General features: G+C 46.3%; 1 pseudogene. It reads left to right on the top strand.

Going from position 1 to position 391, the window contains the following annotated elements:
- A pseudogene (locus KDM89_RS20190) lies at window positions 1–289 on the top strand (hypothetical protein); the annotation flags it as partial.
- Window positions 290–391 lie beyond the last annotated feature (102 nt).

Raw genomic sequence — 391 nt, 5'->3', positions numbered from 1 at the left:
CCCCCTCATAGGTTACGACACCCAGCTACCTAAAGAATTAGGAATTTACCGTCGCTTAATGGCTTTATTACTCAAGTTAGCCAAAGATAAGCAAATGAAGTTGCATTACAGCTCAGGTGCAGCACAGTTCAAACTGGCCCGTGGCGGCCTGCCTGCACTTGAATATACGGCGGTTTACAGCCAGCATCTGCCGGCAGTGAAGAAGTTCAGTCTGAGCCTGTTCAGTCGACTATTACAACGCTGTGCACCCACCATACTATCCTACGCCGACAGGCAAAAACCTGGCTAATCCAGAAGAAAAATTTGCAAAGTTTCTTCAATTTGCACAGTGATCTGGCCTGTCCATGCGCAAGAAATAGGCGGTTTTCAAATCTACGCTTGATTATCAAAA

This window comes from Cognatundibacterium luofuense (genome assembly GCF_018139685.1).
Classification (GTDB): domain Bacteria; phylum Pseudomonadota; class Gammaproteobacteria; order Burkholderiales; family Burkholderiaceae_D; genus Undibacterium; species Undibacterium luofuense.
The sequence above is the reverse complement of the archived record's forward strand: the minus strand, read 5'-3'. Positions and strand labels throughout refer to the sequence as shown.